Source organism: Agrobacterium genomosp. 2 str. CFBP 5494, from assembly GCF_900013495.1.
GTDB lineage: Bacteria > Pseudomonadota > Alphaproteobacteria > Rhizobiales > Rhizobiaceae > Agrobacterium > Agrobacterium pusense.
Map to the genome: position 1 here is coordinate 2,204,212 of NZ_LT009718.1, position 19,387 is coordinate 2,223,598.

At 59.8% G+C, this 19,387-nt stretch carries 19 protein-coding genes and 1 tRNA gene; 6 read left to right on the plus strand and 14 right to left on the minus strand.

Annotation, left to right across the window (positions count from 1 at the left end):
- Position 1 precedes the first annotated feature (1 nt).
- Positions 2 to 313 carry a succinate dehydrogenase assembly factor 2 gene (locus AGR2A_RS10985; protein WP_037092537.1) on the minus strand — a complete coding sequence of 104 codons (312 nt, stop codon included), beginning with the start codon at positions 311 to 313 and terminating at the stop codon, positions 2 to 4.
- A gap of 188 nt (positions 314 to 501) precedes the next feature.
- On the opposite strand from AGR2A_RS10985, the gene recG reads away from it, so the two are divergent.
- From recG to AGR2A_RS11005, 4 genes are read left to right on the plus strand one after another with little or no spacing between them, the layout of a single operon-like run.
- Positions 502 to 2,607 carry an ATP-dependent DNA helicase RecG gene (gene recG, locus AGR2A_RS10990; RefSeq protein WP_072494463.1) on the plus strand — a complete coding sequence of 702 codons (2,106 nt, stop codon included), beginning with the start codon at positions 502 to 504 and terminating at the stop codon, positions 2,605 to 2,607.
- Between the two features lie 12 nt (positions 2,608 to 2,619).
- Positions 2,620 to 2,892 carry a hypothetical protein gene (locus tag AGR2A_RS10995; protein WP_072494464.1) on the plus strand — a complete coding sequence of 91 codons (273 nt, stop codon included), beginning with the start codon at positions 2,620 to 2,622 and terminating at the stop codon, positions 2,890 to 2,892.
- A gap of 54 nt (positions 2,893 to 2,946) precedes the next feature.
- On the plus strand, positions 2,947 to 3,204 hold the full coding sequence (locus AGR2A_RS11000) for a type II toxin-antitoxin system Phd/YefM family antitoxin (RefSeq protein WP_037092502.1): 258 nt from the start codon (positions 2,947 to 2,949) through the stop codon (positions 3,202 to 3,204).
- Positions 3,201 to 3,584 carry a type II toxin-antitoxin system VapC family toxin gene (locus tag AGR2A_RS11005; protein WP_072494465.1) on the plus strand — a complete coding sequence of 128 codons (384 nt, stop codon included), beginning with the start codon at positions 3,201 to 3,203 and terminating at the stop codon, positions 3,582 to 3,584. The genes AGR2A_RS11000 and AGR2A_RS11005 overlap by 4 nt, the downstream gene beginning before the upstream one ends.
- Position 3,585: 1 nt before the next feature.
- On the opposite strand, the gene AGR2A_RS11010 is transcribed toward AGR2A_RS11005, so the two are convergent.
- From AGR2A_RS11010 to pcsA, 10 genes are all read right to left on the minus strand, one after another.
- Positions 3,586 to 4,254, minus strand: coding sequence for a DUF502 domain-containing protein (locus AGR2A_RS11010; RefSeq protein WP_004442327.1), 669 nt, complete (start codon positions 4,252 to 4,254; stop codon positions 3,586 to 3,588).
- Positions 4,255 to 4,266: 12 nt separating this feature from the next.
- Positions 4,267 to 4,770 carry a GNAT family N-acetyltransferase gene (locus tag AGR2A_RS11015; RefSeq protein WP_072494466.1) on the minus strand — a complete coding sequence of 168 codons (504 nt, stop codon included), beginning with the start codon at positions 4,768 to 4,770 and terminating at the stop codon, positions 4,267 to 4,269.
- Positions 4,767 to 6,593, minus strand: a complete 1,827-nt coding sequence (gene glmS, locus AGR2A_RS11020; RefSeq protein WP_006698815.1) for a glutamine--fructose-6-phosphate transaminase (isomerizing) — start codon at positions 6,591 to 6,593, stop codon at positions 4,767 to 4,769. Before glmS ends, AGR2A_RS11015 begins: the two co-directional genes overlap by 4 nt.
- A 102-nt stretch (positions 6,594 to 6,695) precedes the next feature.
- Complete coding sequence (glmU, locus tag AGR2A_RS11025; protein WP_072494467.1) at positions 6,696 to 8,057, minus strand: bifunctional UDP-N-acetylglucosamine diphosphorylase/glucosamine-1-phosphate N-acetyltransferase GlmU; 1,362 nt, start codon at positions 8,055 to 8,057, stop codon at positions 6,696 to 6,698.
- A 222-nt stretch (positions 8,058 to 8,279) separates the two neighbouring features.
- Entirely contained in the window at positions 8,280 to 9,017 is a 738-nt protein-coding gene (locus AGR2A_RS11030; protein WP_006698813.1) for a FadR/GntR family transcriptional regulator, read from the minus strand.
- Between the two features lie 298 nt (positions 9,018 to 9,315).
- Entirely contained in the window at positions 9,316 to 10,389 is a 1,074-nt protein-coding gene (locus tag AGR2A_RS11035) for a BMP family ABC transporter substrate-binding protein (RefSeq protein WP_004442334.1), read from the minus strand.
- A 35-nt stretch (positions 10,390 to 10,424) separates the two neighbouring features.
- Positions 10,425 to 11,345, minus strand: coding sequence for an ABC transporter permease (locus AGR2A_RS11040; protein ID WP_072494468.1), 921 nt, complete (start codon positions 11,343 to 11,345; stop codon positions 10,425 to 10,427).
- Positions 11,345 to 12,436 carry an ABC transporter permease gene (locus tag AGR2A_RS11045; RefSeq protein ID WP_004442339.1) on the minus strand — a complete coding sequence of 364 codons (1,092 nt, stop codon included), beginning with the start codon at positions 12,434 to 12,436 and terminating at the stop codon, positions 11,345 to 11,347. Before AGR2A_RS11045 ends, AGR2A_RS11040 begins: the two co-directional genes overlap by 1 nt.
- Positions 12,426 to 13,985: an ABC transporter ATP-binding protein gene (locus tag AGR2A_RS11050; protein ID WP_045533764.1), complete on the minus strand. Its 1,560-nt coding sequence runs from the start codon at positions 13,983 to 13,985 to the stop codon at positions 12,426 to 12,428. Before AGR2A_RS11050 ends, AGR2A_RS11045 begins: the two co-directional genes overlap by 11 nt.
- A 212-nt stretch (positions 13,986 to 14,197) precedes the next feature.
- On the minus strand, positions 14,198 to 14,923 hold the full coding sequence (pcsA, locus tag AGR2A_RS11055) for a phosphatidylcholine synthase (RefSeq protein ID WP_006698811.1): 726 nt from the start codon (positions 14,921 to 14,923) through the stop codon (positions 14,198 to 14,200).
- 209 nt (positions 14,924 to 15,132) lie between these two features.
- On the opposite strand from pcsA, the gene AGR2A_RS11060 reads away from it, so the two are divergent.
- Positions 15,133 to 16,341 (plus strand): UbiH/UbiF family hydroxylase, encoded by a 1,209-nt coding sequence (locus tag AGR2A_RS11060; protein ID WP_072494469.1) that lies wholly within the window; start codon positions 15,133 to 15,135, stop codon positions 16,339 to 16,341.
- Here the strand turns inward: AGR2A_RS11060 and AGR2A_RS11065 are convergent.
- Both AGR2A_RS11065 and AGR2A_RS11070 read right to left on the minus strand, forming a co-directional pair.
- Positions 16,325 to 17,263: an AEC family transporter gene (locus AGR2A_RS11065; protein ID WP_072494470.1), complete on the minus strand. Its 939-nt coding sequence runs from the start codon at positions 17,261 to 17,263 to the stop codon at positions 16,325 to 16,327. The two genes, AGR2A_RS11060 and AGR2A_RS11065, sit on opposite strands and share 17 nt — an antisense overlap.
- 34 nt (positions 17,264 to 17,297) lie before the next feature.
- Complete coding sequence (locus AGR2A_RS11070) at positions 17,298 to 18,044, minus strand: cytochrome c biogenesis CcdA family protein (protein ID WP_022556323.1); 747 nt, start codon at positions 18,042 to 18,044, stop codon at positions 17,298 to 17,300.
- A gap of 280 nt (positions 18,045 to 18,324) precedes the next feature.
- Between AGR2A_RS11070 and AGR2A_RS11075 the strand changes: the two genes are divergently transcribed.
- A tRNA-Lys gene (locus tag AGR2A_RS11075) sits at positions 18,325 to 18,400 on the plus strand.
- 123 nt (positions 18,401 to 18,523) lie between these two features.
- Here AGR2A_RS11075 and AGR2A_RS11080 read toward each other — a convergent pair.
- Positions 18,524 to 19,336, minus strand: coding sequence for a glycosyltransferase family 25 protein (locus AGR2A_RS11080; protein WP_234797392.1), 813 nt, complete (start codon positions 19,334 to 19,336; stop codon positions 18,524 to 18,526).
- Positions 19,337 to 19,387: the final 51 nt, after the last annotated feature.

Sequence of the window (19,387 nt, forward strand, 5' to 3'; positions counted from 1 at the left end):
TTCAGGCTTTCACATTGTCTGCGGTGACGAGATCGAAATCGGGACGATAGGAGGCGATCTTCATGAACAGGGGGGTCTGGAACTTTTCAGGAATGGCAAGCGCCCCCGTCACCATCTTGACGAGGTCGTTATCCTCTTCCGCCATGATGACTTCAAGCTCATCGAGCTGGTCATCGGAAAGCAGCGCGATATTGTCTTCCGCGAATTGCCCGAGAACGAGGTCCATCTCGCGAATGCCGCGGTGCCAGCAGCGGTAAAGTATCCGCCGGCGTCTCGGATCGAGGTCGGCACTCGTGCGCACCAGTCCAGTCATCGCATTCACCTTTCGGTTGACCATTCAACAGCACGTTGATCGCGACCTCCTATAGAACAGGAGGCGAACGCTTGGGAACCGGTTTTTATCGAAATAATACCACGGCCACGAAAATCTGCCGGTGATAACCCGCCTTTGTGACCTGCGAAGTCTTGCATAAGCCGTCCCCTTCCCCGATTTTGCTGGCCATGCGCCCGGCCATTCTCGATCCGCTGTTTGCCTCCGTCTCCACCCTTGCCGGCGTGGGGCCGAAGCTCGCCGATCTCCTGGCGAAACTTCTGGGACGGGACAATGCGGACGATACGCGCGTTATCGACCTTTTGTTCCATGCGCCCTCCAACGTCATCGACCGCCGCAACCGTCCCGGCATCGCGCTTGCAGCACCCGGCGCCATTGTCACCATTCAGGGACGTGTCGACCGCCATCAGCCGCCACCGCCGGGTAACCGCAACGCGCCCTATCGCGTCTTCCTGCATGACGAGACCGGCGAACTGGCGCTGACCTTCTTTCGCGCCAAGGGCGACTGGCTGTCCAAGGCCCTGCCCGTCGATGAAGAGGTTCTTGTCAGCGGCAAGGTGGACTGGTTCAACGGACGAGCCTCCATGGTGCACCCGGATTTCATGGTGAAGCTTTCCGAGGCGGAAAATCTGCCCCTTGTGGAAGCGGTTTATCCCATGACCGCCGGCCTTTCCGCCAAGGTGTTGCGCAAGGCGATCGAAGGCGGGCTCTCGAAGCTGCCGGTTTTCCCGGAATGGATCGATGAGACGCTCAAGACCCGGCAGGGCTTCGGTGACGTGGCATCCAGCTTCCGCGAACTCCACGACCCGCGCGACAGCGCCGATATCGAACCGCAAGCCCCGGCGCGCCGACGGCTCGCCTATGACGAATTCCTCGCCGGACAGCTGTCACTGGCGCTGGTGCGCCAGCGGCTGCGCAAGGTGGCGGGCCAGCCGATCCGCGCCAAGGGCGATATCGCCGCCAAAATCCTCGCGCAACTGCCCTTCTCGCTGACGGCAAGCCAGAGCGCCGCCGTCAAGGATATCCTGACCGACATGGCCGGCGAAGACCGCATGTTGCGGCTGTTGCAGGGCGATGTCGGCGCCGGAAAGACGCTGGTGGCGCTGATGGCCATGGCGACGGCGGTGGAAGCCGGCGGACAGGCGGTGCTGATGGCGCCGACCGAAATCCTCGCCCGTCAGCATTACGCCACCATTTCCAAACTCGCGCAGGCCGTGGGCCTCACGGTGGAGGTGCTGACCGGCCGCACCAAGGGCAAGGAGCGCCGCGAGATCGAGGAGCGCGTGGCCTCGGGCGAAGCGCAGATCGTCATCGGCACCCATGCGCTGTTCCAGGACAGCGTCACCTATAAAAACCTTGTGCTGGCCGTGGTGGATGAACAACACCGTTTCGGCGTGCATCAGCGCCTGCGCCTCACCGCCAAGGGCATCACGCCGCATATGCTTGTCATGACCGCCACGCCCATTCCACGCACGCTGGTACTGACCGCCTTCGGGGACATGGATGTCTCCAAGCTCACCGAAAAACCGGCGGGCCGCAAACCCATCCAGACGGTGACGATCCCCACCGAACGCATCGGCGATATTGTTGAGCGGCTGCGCGCAGCGCTGAAGGACGGCAAAAAAGCCTACTGGATTTGCCCGCTGGTGGAGGAGACGGAGGAGTCCGACCTCATGTCGGCAGAAGAGCGCCACGCAGTTCTCTCGCAGATGCTCGGCGCCAACATCGGCCTCATTCACGGGCGTATGAGCGGCCCGGAGAAGGACGCCGCCATGCTCGCCTTCAAGAACGGCGAAACCCGCCTGCTGGTGGCAACTACGGTGGTCGAGGTCGGCGTCGATGTGCCAGATGCCACCATCATGGTCATCGAACACGCCGAACGTTTCGGCCTCGCCCAGCTGCACCAGCTGCGAGGCCGCGTCGGACGCGGCGACGAGGCCTCCACCTGTATCCTGCTCTACAAGGGCCCGCTCAGCGAAAACGGCCGCGCGCGGCTCTCCATCCTGCGCGACAGCGAGGACGGCTTCCTGATCGCCGAGGAAGATTTGAAGCTGCGCGGCGAAGGCGAATTGCTCGGCACGCGTCAATCAGGCACGCCTGGCTTCCGCATCGCCAGCCTTGAGGCCCACGCCGATCTTCTCGAAATTGCCCGCAAGGACGCAGCCTACGTCATCGAGCGCGACCCGGAACTGATAGGTCCACGCGGCGAGAGCCTGCGCACCCTCCTCTACCTGCACCGCCGCGACGAAGCGATTCGTTTCCTGCACGCCGGCTGAAAGAGAACACCCATGAACATGATCGACCCGCGCCGCCCGCCACCCGCCTTCCGCAAGGGCTACGCGCTCTGCTCGCCGCAGAATATCCTCCGGCCCGAAACATTTGCGAAGAGCGAGAAGAAGGCGATTGGCAAGGCGTTCAAGAAGCCCGGCCGCAAAAAGGCATGGAGCCGGGCGCTGGAAGAAGGCTGGAGCGTGAGGCTGGTCTATATGCGGCTCTTCGTGCCTGTGTTCCACGCCACGACTACAGGAACAGACGTGGATGATCTGGACGACGAGGATTGATATGGTCCATTGAATGGACTAATATAACGCTAACTTTAACGCCCGAGGTTAGCCGTGCAGATATCCGTGACTGATGCAAAAAGTCAGCTTACCGAACTGGTGCGCCGCGCCGAAGCCGGTGATGAGGTCATTCTCACCCGTCATGGCCACGCAGCCGTGCGGCTGGTTCCGGTCACCGTCGTGGCGGATAAAACATCCCGTAGCGCCGCGCTCGCAAAAGTGCGCGCGACTGTCGCCAACAAAGCCGATAATGGCCCGGATGCCGCACATAGTCAGGATTTTCTCTATGACGAGCACGGCCTTCCGAAATGATCGTTATCGATACGTCGGCTCTGATGACGATCCTGCTCGATGAACCCGAAGCGGATGCCTGCGCCTCAGCGCTCGAAACTGATGAACCTCTGCTCATTTCAGCGGGGACGCTTGCGGAGGCCATGATCGTGGCGCAGCGGCGCGACCGTAGCCGGGAACTAGAGATGCTGATCGAAGGTCTGGGCGCCGAAATCAAGCCCGTCACCCCCAAATCGGCGCATGGCGTTTCGGAAGCTTATCGCATTTGGGGCAAGGGCGTTCATCCTGCCGGACTAAATTTCGGCGACTGCTTTGCCTACGAGCTGGCGAAAACAGAGGGTTGCCGTTTGCTTTATGTCGGTAACGACTTTTCGCAGACGGACATCCCGGGCGTTCTCTAGATTAGACCGGCGCGATCATCTTCGGCGGCTTGAAATCCGGCGCCACAAGACCACCCGAGATCAGCAGCTTCGCCGCATCCTCTGGGGTCATGTCCAGCATCACGATCTTGTCCTTGGGCACGAACAGCAGGAAGCCCGCCGTCGGCACCGGTGTGGGCGGCAGGAAGACGGCGACCATCTGCTGGCCCATCTCGTTGAAGCGATGGGCGAGTTCGCCCTTTGCCTCGGAAGCCACAAACACCATCGCCCATGTGCCCGACGACGGGAACTCGATCAGGCCAACCTTCTTGAAGGAGTTCGAGTGCTCCTTCAGGACGGATTCGAAAAGCTGTTTGATGCTTTTATAGATCGGCCGCACCAACGGCATGCGGTTGAGGATGGATTCACCGACGCCGACAATCCATTTCCCGATCAGGTTATTGCCGAGAAAGCCGATGAGGGTGATGCCGATGACAGCGATCAGCAGGCCGAAGCCGGGAATGGCCACATCGAAATATTGCTCGGGATCGTAACGGGCGGGAATATAGGGCTTCACCCAGCTATCCGCCCATTGCAGGAAGCTCCACACAAGCCACATGGTAATGGTGACGGGTGCGAGGATCAGAACGCCCGTAAGGAAGCTGTTGCGCAACCGTGTCGCAAAGGAAATTTTGGGAGGAATGTCGGTCATTTACCGTTCGCGTTAAGCGCTGTCGCTATCGAAACCCGGATGAAAACTGACAATGCCGGATGGCGTTCCCCCATGCAAGCGAAGAACTGTGAAATATTCGTCAGGAATCCCCACAGCGCTCAGGCCCTCGACGGCTTGAAAACCGAAGCGTCCATAATAATCGGGATCGCCGGCAACGACACATCCCGATGCGCTCAGCCGATCAAGCGCACCAAGCCCTTCACGCACCAGCCGGGAGCCGATACCCTCGCCCTGCCGTTCCGGCGTCACCGAAAGAGGCGCAAGGCAAAACCAGCCGCTGTCGCCGCTTGAAAGTGTCACGGGCGAAAAGCCGATATGGCCGACGATCCCTTCGCTGTCTTCGGCCACGAGCGAAACCGTGATCGCACCGGCCTCCCGCAGCCGCGCCACGATCAGATGTTCGGTCTTGTCGCTATGGTCGACGTTACGGAAGGCTTCTTCCGTAACGCGGGCAATCGCCTCTTCGTCACCCTGGCGCTCTGGCCGGATGATCATTCCACCGTGACCGATTTTGCAAGGTTGCGCGGCTGGTCGACATCCGTACCCATGAAAACGGCGGTGTGATAGGCCAGCAGCTGGATGGGCAGCGAAAAGACCATCGGTGCGATCAGTTCGTCGACGGTCGGCAGCGTGATCGTCGCCATGGTGTCGAGCTTGGAAGCGGCAGCTCCCTTCTCATCCGTGATGAAGATGATACGGCCGCCGCGGGCGGCAACCTCCTGCATGTTGGAGACGGTCTTTTCGAAGAAACGATCGTGCGGTGCAATCACGATGACGGGCATGTTCTCGTCGATCAGCGCGATGGGGCCGTGCTTCAGCTCGCCCGCAGCATAACCTTCGGCGTGAATATAGGAAATTTCCTTGAGCTTCAGCGCGCCTTCCAGCGCCAGCGGGAAGCTGGTGCCCCGGCCGAGATAAAGCACGTCCTTGAAGCGCGACAGATCGCGCGACAGGCCCTCTATCTGCGGCTGGATGATGTTGAGCACCTGGCTCATGATGCGCGGCATCTCGATCAGATGTTGCACAAGTTCCTTTTCCTGACCAGGCTTCAGCGTGCCGCGCGCCTTGCCGGCGGCAATGGCGAGCGAAGCAAGCACCGCAAGCTGGCAGGTGAAGGCCTTGGTGGAAGCGACGCCGATTTCCGGTCCGGCAAGGATCGGGAAGATGGCGTCCGATTCCCGGGCAATGGTCGATTCCCGCACATTGACGATGGCGCCGATCTTGAGATCGCTTTCCTTGCAATAGCGCAGCGATGCCAGCGTATCGGCTGTCTCACCCGATTGCGAGATGAAGAGCGCCGCCTGCGTTGGCTGAAGTGGCATTTCGCGATAGCGGAACTCGGAGGCCACATCGATCTCCACCGGCAGGCGCGCATAACGCTCGAACCAGTATTTGCCGATCAGGCCGGAAAGATAAGCCGTGCCGCAGGCGGAGATCGCAAGTCCGGAAAGCTTGGCGAAATCGATGGCCTTATCGGCCTCTTTCACGGTCTTGGAGGCGAAATCCACATAATGGCTGAGCGCATGGGAAATGACTTCCGGCTGCTCGTAGATTTCCTTTTCCATGAAGTGGCGATGGTTGCCCTTGTCGACCACATAGGCCGTCGCCTGCGATATCTGCCGCTCGCGCTTCACCGGCTTGCCGGAGAAATCGATGATCTCGGCGCCCTGCCGGGTCACGATGGCGCAGTCGCCATCCACCAGATAGGTGATCTCGTTGGTGAAGGGCGAAAGCGCAATGGCGTCGGAACCCAGGAACATTTCTCCGCGGCCATAACCGACGGCAAGCGGCGGGCCGGAGCGCGCCGAAAGCAGCGTGCCGGGATCGTCCTTGAACATCACCACCAGCGCATAGGCGCCTGTGACACGGTTCAGCATCTTCAGCATAGCCTCACGATGACCAAGACCCTCCCGGGTATATTTCGCCAGAAGCTGCGCCACCACTTCGGTGTCGGTCTGGGTGGTGAAGGTCGCGCCCTCGGCGGTCAGTTCGTCGCGCAGTTCGGCGAAGTTTTCGATGATGCCGTTATGGACGACGGCCACGCCATCGACGAAGTGCGGGTGAGCGTTGGTTTCATTCGGCACGCCGTGGGTCGCCCAGCGTGTATGCGCGATGCCGACCACGCCCGGCAGCGGCTTTTCGGACACCAGCTTTTCAAGATTGAAGAGCTTGCCCTCGGCACGGCGGCGATCCATCGCGCCATTGTCGATCGTTGCAACGCCGGCTGAATCGTAGCCACGATATTCGAGACGCTTCAGTGCATCGACAAGCCGTTCAGCAACGGGCTCAGTTCCGACAATTCCGACAATTCCGCACATATATATCTCCAGACGGCAATCTTTTCGCCGAAACTTCTAATCTTTCCCGTGCAATCCGCAATTATGGCGCCGGTCACTTTCGGTATCGCTTCGTAACGTCCTTCAAGACGACTTTTTCTTCGCTTCCTTCAGCGCCTTCGCCCGCTCCCGCACCACGGTTGCGCGGCCCGGCTTCACCTCCTGGCGCGCACGCCCAAAAGCCAGCGCATCATCGGGCACGTCATCGGTGATGACGCTGCCGGAGGCGATGTAGGCCCCCTCGCCAATCGTCACGGGAGCAACCAGCGACGAGTTGGAACCAACGAAGCTGTTCGCGCCGATCCGCGTCTCAGCCTTGTTGTAACCGTCATAATTGCAGGTGATGGTGCCGGCACCGATATTGCTGCCCGCGCCAACGAAGGCGTCGCCGATATAGGTGAGATGATTGACCTTGGCCCCCTCGCCGATCTCGGCCTTCTTGACCTCGCAGAAATTGCCCACCTTGGAATTCGCATGCAGATTTGCGCCCGGACGCAGCCGCGCATAGGGCCCGACCGTGGCGCCTTCAGCGACATGCGCGCCTTCCAGATGCGAGAAGGCATGGATGACAACACCCGGTTCGATTGTCACGCCGGGGCCGAAAACGACATTTGGCTCTATCAGCGCATCCTGCCCGATCGTCGTATCGAAAGAGAGGAACACGGTCTCAGGCGCGATCATCGATACGCCATCGACCATCAATTCATGACGCCGGCGCTCCTGCCAGAGTTTCTCGATAAAGGCCAGTTCAGCGCGGTTGTTGCAGCCGACCAGTTCCGCTTCAGGCGCATCGATGGCGACAGCGCGGCGGCCGAGGGAACGGGCGATCTCGACCACGTCGGTCAGATAATATTCGCCCTTCACGTTACTGTTGCCGATGCGGTCGAGCAGATCAAGCGCATTGCGGCCGTTGATGGCCATCAATCCGCTATTGCACCAGGTCACCTTACGCTCCGCATCGGTCGCGTCCTTCTCCTCGCGGATAGCGACCAGTTCGCCATCCTTGACCAGCAATCGGCCGTAACCCGTAGGTCGTTCCGTATGGAAACCGATCACGGCGACATCAGCGCCGGAAGCAATGGCCTCGCGGGCCCGGTCGAGCGTCGCCGAGGTAATCAGCGGCACATCGCCATATGCGACGATGACATCGTCGAAGCCGCGTTCGATGGCGGCGCGGGCAGCGAGAACCGCGTGTCCGGTGCCCTTGCGCTCCGTCTGCAGAAAAGCTTCAACCTCAAGGCCCGGCAGGCTCGCAGCCGCAGCAACATTATCGGCATCACGCCCAACGACGAGCGCCACCGTGCTGACACCTGATCCAGCCACCGCACCAACCACATGCGCAATTATCGGACGACCGGCGACCGTATGCAGCACCTTGGATTTCGACGACTTCATGCGCGTGCTGTCGCCCGCTGCGAGAATAACGGCTAGAGAGCTGCGCTCCATAAGACCTCCAACACCCCGTCGGCGACTGCCTGGCAGCCGATACAGCGGCACATGTTTGACTTTGCGCCGTCCGGCAAAACGAACGGGCGCATCGGTAATTTCATTCCGGATTGCTATAACGGCGGCCCACTTAAGAAACCATGCAAATCTGCACCAAATTTCCGCACCGGTTTTCATCAAACGTGATTGGAGCGGGATCACATCCTGCTCCCACCGTCTGATTTATCGCCGGGAGTTGCGGGCAGTGAATTCCAGTACCTGCTGGCGGCCGTTCTCAATCAATCTTTCCATCTCGCGACGCGCGGCGGCCTCGTCATGCAGACGAAAGGCTTCCACGAGCTTCAGGTGCGAAGCTGAAACATCGGAAATTTCATTGGGATCGGTGTCCGGATTGCTCATCCGGAAAATGCCCGCCAGAGCCGCCTTTATCAGCGAACCAACGGTGCGCATGAACGGGTTGCCCGACATTTCGGTGATGAGGACATGGAAATTCATGTCCGCGAGCGCGCGCTTTTCTTTCGAATAAGCAGTATTGCCCATCTCATTGGCATAGGCGGCAAGCTTTGCGATATCCGCATCCTTTGCCCTGATGGCGGCAAGCCCGGCGCCATAGGGTTCGAAGGCTTTGCGGATGTCGTAGAGATGCAGCAGGAACTCATCGCTGACGCCGGCCTCGAAGTGCCATAGCAGCACTTCGCTGTCGAACATGTTCCAGCTTTCGCGCTCCGTCACCCGCGTGCCAATCCGCGCCTTGGGGGAAATCATGCCCTTGGCCGTCAGCGTCTTCATAGCTTCGCGCAGCACGGTGCGCGAAACTTTAAGCCGCTCCATCAGCTCCGCATCGCCTGGCAGGATGTCGCCGGTCCTGAAGTTGCCGGACACGATGTCGAGACCGAGCTTGTGAACGACCTGTGCATGATTTGTCCGCAGCTTTCGTAGACCGATCGCCGCATCGAGCATTCCGCGCTGCAAGTGCCATGTCCTTCCGTTCGGTTGGCGATTTTAAAAATCGCGCCAGACGTGTATCTTCAGTCAGAATATAGTGAAAGACATCAAGTTGCCGGAAAAGCAAAGGCAAACTTCATCTACGCAATAAAACCCATGAAAATAAGCAAGGCTGCACATGCGTCGATGTACAGCCCCGATCTTTGCGAACTCAATTTCCCACGTCATCCTCGCCCTTCAGGCGAGGATCCATGGACATGGGGAGTGTCATCCGGGTCAAGGCCGAGGATGACACCCTGTCCCACAACGCAGATTATTGCGGCAGCTTGTCGTCCACGCCGGCAACGTAGAAGTTGAGGCCGAGCAGGACCTTGTCCTCAGCCTTTTCACCAGCCTTCAGCCATTCCGAGCCGTCCTGCTTCTTCACCGGGCCGGTGAAGGGGTGCAGTTCGCCGGACTTGATCTTGGCTTCGGTGTCCTCGGCCATCTTCTTCACGTCGTCAGGCATGTTGGTATAGGGCGCCATGGTCAGGATACCGTCCTTCAGGCCGTCCCAGACCGATTCCGACTTCCAGGTGCCATCGAGAAGAGCCTGCGTGCGCTTGATGTAATAAGCGCCCCAGGTATCCTTGATCGCGGTCAGCTGCGTCTCAGGACCGGCCTTGATCATGTCGGAGGCCTGGCCGAATGCCTTGATGCCGCGCTCGGCTGCAACCTGCATCGGTGCCGTCGTGTCGGTGTGCTGCGTCAGGATATCGACGCCCTGGTCGATCAGCGCCTTCGCGGCATCGGCTTCCTTGCCGGGGTCGAACCATGTGTTGGCCCAGACGACCTTGACCTTGAACTCAGGATTGACGGACTGCGCGCCGAGAACGAAGGCGTCGATGCCCATCACCACTTCCGGGATCGGGAAGGACGCGATGTAACCGGCAACGCCCTTTTTCGACATTTTCGCGGCGATCTGGCCCTGAATGTAACGGCCTTCATAGAAACGCGAATTGTAGGTCGCGACGTTTTCGGCCGTCTTGAAGCCGGTTGCGTGCTCGAACTTCACCTTCGGAAATTTCTGGGCAACCTTCACGGTCGCATCCATGAAGCCGAAGGAGGTGGTGAACACCAGTTCGCAGCCGGAGCGGGCCATGCGCTCGATGGCGCGTTCAGCATCCGGGCCTTCCGGAACGCTTTCGAGGAACGGCGTTTCGATCTTGTCGCCGAAGTGCTTCTGCAGCTCTTCGCGGCCGATATCATGCGCCTGCGTCCAGCCGCCATCGGTGCGGCTACCGACATAGATGAAGCAGACCTTCTTGGCGTCGGCGGCTTCAGCGGAGGAAACAACGCCTCCCAGCGCCGCGATGGAAGCGGCAAGTGCGATGACCAGTTTTTTCATTTTTACCCCTGTTGGTTTGGAGACGTGAGAATGCTTTACCTGTCCGGCACGAAGGACTTGCCCAGCGATGCCGGTGTATTGATCAACGTCGTGCGGCGATTATGCGAGATGATGACCAGCACGACAATAGTTGCAAGGTAAGGTAGCGCCGACAAAAGCTGCGACGGCACCCCGATGCCGAAGGCCTGCGCGTGCAATTGCCCGATGGTGACGGCGCCGAACAGATAACCGCCGGCGAGCACCCGCCATGGACGCCAGGACGCGAAGACAACGAGCGCCAGCGCAATCCAGCCACGCCCGGCCGACATGTTTTCAACCCATTGCGGCGTATAAACCAGCGAAAGCTGCGCGCCAGCGAGACCGGCACAGGCACCGCCGAACATGACAGTCAGATAGCGTGTGCGGATGACGTTGATCCCGAGCGCATGGGCCGAGGCATGACTATCGCCGATGGCGCGTATCTTCAGGCCCGCCCGGCTTTTGAACAGGAACCAGCCTATGCCGGCCACCAGCCCTATGGAAAGGTAGAAGATCAGATCCTGCCGGAAGAGCAGCGGGCCGATGAAGGGTATGTCCGACAGAACGGGAAAGACGATCGACGGCAGCTTGACGCCTGGCAGGCCAACGAAGCTTTCGCCCAGCATACCGGATACGCCGAGGCCCAGAATGGTGAGCGCAAGACCCGTCGCCACCTGATTGGTGACCAGCGTCAATGTCAGAAAACCGAACAGCAGCGAAAAAACCGCACCCGAAGCAATGCCGGCCAGAATGCCGAGATAGGGCGAGCCCGTCATATGGGCGGTCGCGAAAGCGCAGACCGCACCCATGATCATCATGCCTTCGACGCCGAGATTGAGCACACCGGATCGCTCCACCACCAGTTCGCCGGAGGCGGCTATGACGAGCGGCGTCGCGGCGGTGATGACGGTGAGGAGAATGGCCTGAAGCATATCCATCATGCCGCTCCCTGCTTGTGATGCGCCTTGCCGGCAAAAACGACCTTGATGCGATAGAAGATGAGCGTATCGCAGGAGAGCACGAAGAACAGCATCAGCCCCTGGAACACACGCGTTACCTTGTCCGATACACCGATCGAAAGCTGCGCCGCCTCGCCGCCGAGATAGGTCAGCGCCAGCACCAGCCCCGACAGGATAATGCCAAGCGGGTTAAGACGGCCGAGAAACGCGACGATGATGGCTGTAAAACCATAGCCCGGCGAAATGCTGGGCTGGAGGTGGCCGATGGAGCCGGAGGCTTCCGAAATGCCCGCAAGACCGGCCAGCGCGCCCGATAGCAGCAGCGAAAACCACACCATGCGGCTCGACGAGAAACCGGCAAATCGCCCTGCCCGGGCCGACTGGCCAAGCACGGTGACTTCGAAGCCCTTCAGCATGTAGCGCATCATGAACCACAGCGCGATCGCCGCGACAATGGCGAAAACGAAGCCCCAGTGCGCCCGGCCCGATGCCAGCATTTCCGGCAACACGGCGCTATCGTTGAACGGCTTGGTCTGCGGGAAATTATAACCGCCCGGATCACGCCAGATTCCGCGCGTCAGCCAGTCGAGGAAAAGCTGTGCAACGTAGACCAGCATCAGGCTGACGAGGATTTCGTTGGTATTGAACTTCGTCTTCAGGAGAGCGGGAATACCCGCATAGAGCGCCCCGCCGAGAGCTCCCATCACCAGCATGAGCGGCAGAAGCAGCGGCGAATGCCAGTCCGGATAAAGAACCGGCAGTATGGAGCCAGTAATCGCACCGATGGTGAATTGCCCTTCCGCTCCGATGTTCCAGTTATTGGAGCGATAACAGATCGACAGGCCGACACCGATCAGGATCAGCGGCGCGGCCTTGATCGCCAGCTCGTGCAGGGACCAGACTTCGAGCAATGGTTCCACGAAGAAGGCATAAAGCGCATGGGCCGGGTTCTTCCCGAGCATGGCGAACATGACAGCACCGACCAGCAGGGTCAGCACCAGCGCCAGAAGCGGGGACAGAAATGTAAAAAGCCGGGAAACCCCTGCGCGTTTTTCAAGCTCAATGCGCATGCTGGGCGGCTCCCGAATGTGTCGTGTGAATGCCGCCCATCAACAGGCCGATCTTTTCGAGCGTCATTTCCTCCACCGGATGGGCCTCGGAAAGCTTGCCGTCGGAGATGACCGCGATATTGGTGGCGACTTCAAAGATTTCATCCAGGTCCTGACTGATGACGATGACCGCCGAGCCCGACTTGGCAAGATCGACAAGTGCCTGACGGATGCGGCTTGCAGCACCCGCATCCACGCCCCACGTCGGCTGGTTGACGACAAGCACGGCCGGCTGGCGGTCGAGTTCGCGTCCCACGATGAACTTCTGCAGATTGCCGCCTGAGAGCGAGCCTGCCAGCGGATCGGCCCCGCTTTTGCGCACATCCATGGTTTCCGATATGCGCCGCGCCGCTGCCCTGATGGCCGACCCCCTGACAATACGCAGGAAACCGCCGGTCAGGAACGCCTTGCGATCGGAGCGGGCCCGCGCGAGCAACAGATTGTCGGAGAGGCTCATTCCGGGAACGGCGGCGTGGCCATGGCGCTCTTCCGGTACGAAACCCGCCCCCATCAGCCGGCGACCGTTGATGCCGATCCGGCCGACCGGCTTGCCGCGGAGATGGATCGCATCGTTATTATAAACCGGGTATTCCCCCGAAAGCGCGTCGAACAGCTCACCCTGCCCGTTTCCCGCGACCCCGGCGATCGCCAGCACCTCCCCGGCGCGCACGGTCATCGAAATCGATTTCAATGCCACGGCGAACGGCGTGCGCGGCGCGACCGAAAGCCCCATGACTTCGATCTGCGGCGCACCCAGCGCTTCGCCCGTCGCGCGCGACACACTGGCGACATCGCTGCCCACCATCATGCGCGCCAGCGATGCCGGTGTCTCCCGACGCGGATCGCAGGCACCGGTCACCTTGCCATGGCGCAGAACCGTGGCGCGGTCGCAGATGCGTTGAACCTCTTCGAGACGATGGCTGATATAAAGCACGGAACGGCCTTCGGCCTTCAGCTTCTCCAGCGTCTCGAAAAGCTTGTCGGCCTCCTGCGGCGTCAGAACCGAGGTCGGCTCGTCAAGAATGATAAGCCGCGGGTTCTGCAGCAGAGCACGGACAATTTCGATGCGCTGGCGCTCGCCGACCGAAAGATCGGCCACATGCGCATTGGGGTCGAGCGGCAGGCCATAGGCGCGCGACAGGGTCTCCGCTTCCCTGGCGATTTCCTTCAATGAAATTTTCGGATCGAGCGACAGGGCAATGTTCTCGGCAACCGTCAGCGCCTCGAACAGCGAAAAATGCTGGAAGACCATGCCGATGCCGAGCCTGCGGGCTTCGCTTGGCGAACCCACCGAAACCGGCTCACCCTGCCAGATGATTTCGCCCTCGGTCGGTGCGAGAACGCCGAACAGCATCTTGACGAGCGTGGATTTACCCGCGCCGTTTTCACCCAGGAGCGCATGGATTTCACCCGGCGCAATATCGAGATCGATACCGTTGCAGGCGGCGAAATTGCCGAACAGCTTGGTCAGCTTGCGAACGGACAGGAGAGGCACGGCCTCCGGCGCCAAAGTTCCAGTCACGAGTTCCCTCTCTCACCAACCGTCCATGCCTTCTTCGAGGCGTTTCAGACGGTCGCGGTCATTGTTCCCAATCCCGCACCAAAAAGTATGCAATGATACGTGATCAGAACTTATTGATAACGGTTTTGCTGCTGCGCACAACTGAAAAAGAAGCTGCTTAAATGCAATTTGCACAAGCAATAAACGGCTTTACCTCTTCATCATTTCGCGCCGAGCGTTGGGAAAAACTGTAAAATTCCTCCGATGCAATACAGGTAGATGCCGCTAGCCACGAACCCCACCACCGCCCATGTCGGCGTCTGGAAATGCATCAGCAGCGCGTAACCACCAAGGGCGCACCAGATGGCCACGACAAGAAGATTAAGGGACCGCAGCCGCTTCACCCGCACGGGATGCAGGAAATTGATCGGCAGAAATGTCAGGAACACCGAAACAGTCACGACTGTCATGGCGGTGGTGGCGCTGGCATCCATCACGAAGAGCGTGAAGATCACCATGTTCCACACCACGGGGAAGCCCGAGAAGAAATATTCGTCCGTCTTCATCCCCATGTCGGCATAGTAGATAGCACTGGACACCACGATCATGCCCGCCGCCACAAAGGACCATGGCTCTCCGATCATGCCGCTCTGATAGAGCGCGAAGGCAGGCAGAAGAACATAGGTCACGTAATCGATGATGTTGTCGAGCGTATCGCCCGACCAGTTTGGCAGCACTTCCTTGACCCGGACCTTCCGGGCGATAGGGCCGTCTATCCCATCCACCAGCAGCGCAAGACCAAGCCACCAGAACATATCGACAAAACGGTGCTCGGAAGCAGCGACGACGCCAAGGAAGGCAAGAAAGGAACCGGACGCCGTTAGAATATGAACGGAAAAGGCGCGGATTTCCGCATAGGGAACACGCTTGTAGTTGAAAATTTTCATGGTCAGCGTCTGCGCCCCGCTTTTCATCCGCCCTGCTTATTCCGGTATGCGGCCATTCACCACGCTTTGCAACCGGCTCAGTCCGCTTATCCTAAGACTAATGTGGCAGCAGACCCAATGAATCTTCACAACCGGATGTTCCCGGCCGGAAGTGGATTTGCCGATGCAAAGCCTTTATGATGCTCTGGAAATAACAACGGATCAGGACCATGAGACACTTCGATATCGCCATAACAGGTGCAGGACTTGCGGGTCAGATCGCGGCCATCGCACTGGCACGGGCGGGTCGCCACGTGGCGCTCGTAGCACCTTCCACCGACAGGAAGGACCGGCGCACCACGGCGCTCATGGACCAGTCTATCCGCTTCCTGGACCGTCTCGGCCTGTGGTCACGCATCGCGCCTTCGGCCGCCCGCCTTTCCACCATGCAGATCATAGACGGAACCGACCGTCTGTTGCGATCACCGACAGTGCAGTTCCGTTCCTCCGAAATCGGCCTGGATGCATTTGGCTGGAACATCCCCAACGAGGCCTTGCTCGGTGTTCTCAGCGAAGCGGTGGAGCAGGAACACAATATTACCCGCCTCGACACCTTCGCCGAGGCGATCGATATCGGCGACGACCGCGTGACGGTGACGCTTGCGGACGGCGAAACGCTCTCTGCCGATTTCCTCATCGGGGCAGATGGCAGGAAGTCGATGGTCCGGGATGCAGCCGGCATCGGCGTGAAATCCTGGTCCTATCCGCAGACCGCCGTCGTTTTGAACTTCGGCCACAGCCGACAGCATGGAAATGTTTCGACGGAATTCCACACGCCCACCGGCCCTTTCACGCAGGTTCCCCTTCCCGGCAACCGCTCCAGCCTCGTCTGGGTCGTCACCCCACAACAGGCGGAAGAACTGACTGCCCTGCCACTGGAAGCGCTGAGCCTTCGGGTCGAGGAACGCATGCAGTCCATGCTGGGCGCCGTTACCGTCGAGGATAGCGTCCAGGCATGGCCGCTCTCTTCCATGACCGCCCATCGCTTCGGCAAGGGCCGCGTCGCCCTGATCGGCGAGGCGGCACATGGTTTTCCGCCCATCGGCGCACAGGGACTGAACCTCAGCCTGCGCGACATCATCTCACTGACGGAATTGCTGAGCGCCGTTTCCGACCGCCCCATTGCGGCCGATGCCGGCAGCAGCTTCGACCGCAGGCGGCGGGCGGATGTCTATAGCCGCACACTGAGCGTCGATCTCCTGAACCGCTCGCTGCTTTCGGATTTCCTGCCCATCCAGATGGCGCGCGCAGCCGGCCTGCACGTGCTTTCCGGCATCGGCACGCTCCGAAGCATTGTCATGCGCGAAGGCATCGAACCCGGCCGGGGCCTGAAGGCCCTGCCCTCACTGCTGTTCGGCAGCTTCAAAAAGGCTGGATGAAATAAACCACGCCCGTCAGCGTGAGAACCGACAGCACCGTCGAAATCAGGATCGTCGCCGACGCCCGCTCCTGCCACACATGATATTGCTGGCCGATGACGAAGACATTCGTCGCGGTCGGCAAAGCAGCCAGCAGCACGGCGGAATAGATCCACACCGGCTCGAATCGCCCGAGCGACGACAGCACGAGATAAACGGCGAGCGGATGCAGGATGAGTTTTGCCGGCACGATGTAGCTGATCTCCACCGGCACCCGCTTCATCGGCCGAAGTGCCAGCGTCACGCCCATTGCAAACAGCGCACAGGGTGCGGCTGATTGCGCCAGATAATCCACCAACCGCTGCACCGCCTCCGGCGGTTGCCATGACAGCGAAGCGGCCAGGAAACCGGCGAGGACGGATACGATGAAGGGATGGGTGATGACCTTGCGGGCCACATCCAGCGCAAGCTTCGCCGGGGAACGCTTGTCGCCGCCTGCAACGGCCATCATCGCCGGCGCGACAATGAAATGCGCGGCGTTTTCGAGGCAGACGATGAGCGCCACAGGCACCGCCGCCTTTTCGCCGAGCGCCAGAAGCGCAATGCCCGGGCCCATATAGCCGATATTGCCGTAACTTGCCGCGAAACTTTGGATCGTCGTTTCAGCGAGGCTGTTTTTCCGGACAAAACGACCGATCAGGAACACAACCAAGAAAATGCCATAGGTACAGACGAGGCTGGCGGCAACGAAATCCATCCGCGCCAGTTCTTCCACCGGCGTTTTCGACACCAGCTTGAAAAACAGCGCCGGCAGCGCCGCGTAGATGATGAAGGTGTTCAGCCAGCCCATCGCCTCGACCGGCTGTTTCGTGATGCGCGCAGCGCCGTAGCCGATCAAGATGAGGCCGAAAAACGGCAACAGCAATCCCACGATGTCAGTCACTATGTCTCCCCCGCAAGCAACTCCAGCGGGAGGCTTAGCCGATTTGCATCAGGATCGGAAAGGTCTCCTGGAACCAGATCGCCACATTGGTGATAAAACCGGATATGAAAGCGAGGCCGGTCAGCACCAGCAACACGCCGAGGAGCTTTTCCACGAGGCCGAGATGGCGACGGAAGCGGACGAGGAAACGCATGAAGGAGCCGGAAAACGCCGCCGCGATCCAGAACGGTACCGCAAGGCCAAGGGAATAAACCGCAAGCAACATTGCGCCGTCGCCGACCGTGTCGCGTGAAGCAGCAACGCCGAGAATCGCGCCAAGAACCGGGCCGATGCAGGGCGTCCAGCCAAAGGCGAAGGCGAGTCCCATGATATAGGCTCCGGACAGCGTCGCCGGCTTGCCCGCGCCCTGAAACCGGGCCTCGCGCGAAAACAGGCCGATACGGAACACGCCCAGGAAATTCAGGCCCATCAGGATGATGATGAAACCGCCGATCTTGGCGAGAATGTCGAGATTCTGGCGCAGAAGCGTGCCTATCGTCGAGGCGCCCGCGCCCAGCGCCACGAAGACGGTGGCAAAACCGAGTGTGAAAAAGAAGGCCGAAAACAGAACGGCCCTGCGAATCTCCGGCCGTGGTGCCGCGTCTTCCGTCCTGAACTGCTCGACCGACACACCCGCCATATAACAGAGATAAGGCGGCACCAGCGGCAGAACGCAGGGCGACAGAAACGAAAGAGCGCCAGCCAAAAGCGCGCTGAACAGGGAAATATCGGCAATCGACAACAGAAACTCCGCATCCCGCAAAGCCGCCGCGATTCTTGAGAGCCGCCACCGCTTCACGCTTCATTTTCACGCATGTCATTGCCGCAAAACGATTTCAGCCGCCAGGCAGACACACTTGACGCCGGTTTTATCCCCGGCCGCCCCCTCTCTCCAATCACCTTTTCGGGGGTGCGACAAAAAAAACCGGATTGATCGCCGAAAGCGCTTTTTTTGGGTTGACCGAACGGATCGCTCTACATATGTTCCGCGCACTTCCGAAGGGCAGCCAAGCCCGCCACGGGAGAGCGTAGCTCAGCCGGTAGAGCAACTGACTTTTAATCAGTAGGTCCAGGGTTCGAATCCCTGCGCTCTCACCATCTCATAATATTTTTCGTATTTATTTCCATGGACTTACCCTACCGGCAGGCAATCATCCCGCCGGGTGTTCAAAGCGTTTCCAACATCAATACAGGAAACAAAAGCGTCGCCACCACGGACGCCTAGCGGTACGCGTAGATGTAACGTGCTATATTGTCATAAAAGCTGGAAAGATAAGCGGGCAGTCGCCTCAGTCGGGTGAACTTGCTGCCTTTATATTCCTCGCGCGTTCCGACGAGCGTATTCGGGTCGCCAAAGGGCAGAAAGTCCCTGTCGGAGACGTAAACGTTGGTGCCATATCCCCAACCGCACTCCAGGGCGCGGTCGAAAGGTAGCGTCATCACACGCGCCGTCTTCAGGAAACGCTCAGCGGCGCTGCGCGAAACGATGTAGCACGCAGATGAACCTTGAGGCCCATAGATGCAGCGGCCAAACGTATCCCCAAATGCACTCGTTCTGCGGCCTTTGAAACCCTTGCGGCGATGATTAGTCAATTTCACGACTGCATCGTCAGGCATGATCGCCACCATGGCCCTCACCCGCTCCGAAAAATCCGGCGTGAACGCCACGTCGTCTTCAACAATCACCGCGACAGGGGCATTGGTTGAAAGAAAGATCTCAAGCGCTTTAATATGGCTGGCATAACAGCCATATTCTCCCGGCAGCGCGTGGCGCCCGTTGCGCAGTTCGAAGCGGCGTCGGTCGAAATCGCGCCAGTTTTCAGGGAGGACGGTCTTTCCATCAATTCCCTCCACCGGCCGCAAATCAAGATCAAGACCCGCGGCCCCTTCGAGCATTTTTTCCAGTCGCGCCCGCGCACGGGCAATCGAAATGATGTAGACGGGCAAATTGGACACAGGCTGCATTTCGCAAGGCACCATAAGCGGGAAACAATGAACCGCCGCGTCCCACAACAATGGGAACGTTGCGTCCACGGTACGCTCCACTGTCCATCGTCAGGAGTGCCGTGGCTGTAAGCCGGCAAG

Coding starts and splice junctions, on each gene's coding strand:
- AGR2A_RS11030 (WP_006698813.1), bottom strand. CDS start 9,017: ATGCTCGATGCGGCGATCGGTCTACGAAAGCTGCGGACAAATCATGCA.
- AGR2A_RS11045 (WP_004442339.1), bottom strand. CDS start 12,436: ATGCGCATTGAGCTTGAAAAACGCGCAGGGGTTTCCCGGCTTTTTACA.
- AGR2A_RS11005 (WP_072494465.1), top strand. CDS start 3,201: ATGATCGTTATCGATACGTCGGCTCTGATGACGATCCTGCTCGATGAA.
- AGR2A_RS10985 (WP_037092537.1), bottom strand. CDS start 313: ATGACTGGACTGGTGCGCACGAGTGCCGACCTCGATCCGAGACGCCGG.
- recG (WP_072494463.1), top strand. CDS start 502: ATGCGCCCGGCCATTCTCGATCCGCTGTTTGCCTCCGTCTCCACCCTT.
- AGR2A_RS10995 (WP_072494464.1), top strand. CDS start 2,620: ATGAACATGATCGACCCGCGCCGCCCGCCACCCGCCTTCCGCAAGGGC.
- glmS (WP_006698815.1), bottom strand. CDS start 6,593: ATGTGCGGAATTGTCGGAATTGTCGGAACTGAGCCCGTTGCTGAACGG.
- AGR2A_RS11040 (WP_072494468.1), bottom strand. CDS start 11,345: ATGGATATGCTTCAGGCCATTCTCCTCACCGTCATCACCGCCGCGACG.
- AGR2A_RS11060 (WP_072494469.1), top strand. CDS start 15,133: ATGAGACACTTCGATATCGCCATAACAGGTGCAGGACTTGCGGGTCAG.
- AGR2A_RS11015 (WP_072494466.1), bottom strand. CDS start 4,770: ATGATCATCCGGCCAGAGCGCCAGGGTGACGAAGAGGCGATTGCCCGC.
- AGR2A_RS11035 (WP_004442334.1), bottom strand. CDS start 10,389: ATGAAAAAACTGGTCATCGCACTTGCCGCTTCCATCGCGGCGCTGGGA.
- glmU (WP_072494467.1), bottom strand. CDS start 8,057: ATGGAGCGCAGCTCTCTAGCCGTTATTCTCGCAGCGGGCGACAGCACG.
- AGR2A_RS11010 (WP_004442327.1), bottom strand. CDS start 4,254: ATGACCGACATTCCTCCCAAAATTTCCTTTGCGACACGGTTGCGCAAC.
- pcsA (WP_006698811.1), bottom strand. CDS start 14,923: ATGAAAATTTTCAACTACAAGCGTGTTCCCTATGCGGAAATCCGCGCC.